The sequence below is a fragment of the Kitasatospora sp. NPDC087314 genome (assembly GCF_044744365.1).
Taxonomy (GTDB): Bacteria; Actinomycetota; Actinomycetes; order Streptomycetales; family Streptomycetaceae; genus Kitasatospora.
The window spans coordinates 1-1934 of the sequence record NZ_JBIUYE010000050.1; the positions used below are offsets into that span (position 1 = coordinate 1).

Annotated in this window: 1 protein-coding gene; it reads left to right on the forward strand. The window is 70.5% G+C overall.

The genetic code is table 11. The features are described 5' to 3' along the window. Nucleotides 1-2: 2 nt before the first annotated feature. A partial coding sequence (gene acs, locus ACIO5E_RS39635) for an acetate--CoA ligase (protein ID WP_400677580.1) occupies nucleotides 3-1934 on the forward strand: 1932 nt, incomplete at its 3' end.

Sequence of the window (1934 nt, forward strand, 5' to 3'; positions counted from 1 at the left end):
CGTTGAGCAACGAGAGCCTGGCCAACCTACTCAAGGAGGAGCGGCGCTTCGCCCCGCCGGCAGAGCTCGCCGCAGCCGCGAACGTCACCGCGGCGGCGTACGCGCAGGCCTCCGAGGACCGCCTGGGCTTCTGGGCCGAGCAGGCCCGCCGCCTCAGCTGGGCCGTCGAGCCGACCGAGACGCTGGACTGGTCCAACCCGCCCTTCGCCAAGTGGTTCGCCGACGGCAAGCTCAACGTGGCCTACAACTGCGTCGACCGCCACGTCGAGGCCGGCCTGGGCGACCGGGTCGCGATCCACTTCGAGGGCGAGCCCGGCGACAGCCGCTCGATCACCTACGCCCAGCTCAAGGACGAGGTCTCGCAGGCCGCCAACGCGCTGCTGGAACTCGGCGTCCGCAAGGGCGACCGGGTCGCGGTCTACCTTCCGATGGTCGCCGAGGCGGTCGTCGCGATGCTCGCCTGCGCCCGGATCGGCGCCACCCACTCGGTGGTCTTCGGCGGCTTCTCCGCCGACGCCGTCGCCTCCCGGATCGAGGACGCGCAGGCCAAGCTCGTCATCACCGCCGACGGCGGCTACCGCCGCGGCAAGGCGTCCGCACTCAAGCCGGCCATCGACGAGGCACTCACCAAGGTCGACGGCGTCGAGCACGTCCTGGTGATCCGCCGCACCGGGCAGGAGACCGCCTGGACCGAGGGCCGCGACGTCTGGTGGCACGAGATCACCGCGCGCCAGTCCACCGAGCACACCCCCGAGGCGCACGAGGCCGAGCACCCGCTGTTCATCCTCTACACCTCGGGCACCACCGGTAAGCCCAAGGGCATCCTGCACACCTCGGGCGGCTACCTCACCCAGACCAGCTACACCCACCACGCGGTCTTCGACCTCAAGCCGGAGACCGACGTCTACTGGTGCACCGCCGACATCGGCTGGGTCACCGGCCACTCGTACATCGTCTACGGCCCGCTCTCCAACGGCGCCACCCAGGTCATCTACGAGGGCACCCCGGACACCCCGCACCAGGGCCGGTTCTGGGAGATCGTCCAGAAGTACGGCGTGACGATCCTCTACACCGCGCCGACCGCGATCCGCACCTTCATGAAGTGGGGCGACGACATCCCCGCGAAGTTCGACCTGTCCTCGCTGCGGGTGCTGGGCAGCGTCGGCGAGCCGATCAACCCCGAGGCCTGGATCTGGTACCGCGAGCACATCGGCGCCGGCAAGACCCCGATCGTGGACACCTGGTGGCAGACCGAGACCGGCGCCATGATGATCAGCCCGCTGCCGGGCGTCACCGAGACCAAGCCGGGCTCGGCCCAGCGCGCCCTGCCGGGCATCGCGGCCACCGTGGTCGACGACGAGGCCAACGAGGTCCCGAACGGCTCCGGCGGCTACCTGGTGCTCACCGAGCCGTGGCCGTCCATGCTCCGCACCATCTGGGGCGACGACCAGCGCTACATCGAGACCTACTGGTCGCGCTTCCAGGGCCGCTACTTCGCCGGTGACGGCGCCAAGAAGGACGAGGACGGCGACATCTGGCTGCTCGGCCGGGTCGACGACGTCATGCTCGTCTCGGGCCACAACATCTCCACCACCGAGGTCGAGTCGGCCCTGGTCGGCCACCCGTCGGTGGCCGAATCCGCCGTGGTCGGCGCCGCGGACGCCACCACCGGCCAGGCCATCGTCGCCTTCGTGATCCTGCGCGGCGGCGTCACCGAGAGCCCGGAGCTGGTCGAGGAACTGCGCGCGCACGTCGGCCGCACGCTCGGCCCGATCGCCAAGCCGAAGCAGATCAAGGTGGTCGGCGAACTGCCGAAGACCCGCTCCGGCAAGATCATGCGCCGCCTGCTGCGCGACATCGCCGAGGGCCGCGAGGTCGGTGACACCACCACCCTCGCCGACAGCACGGTGATGAGCCAGATCCAGGCCCAGCTG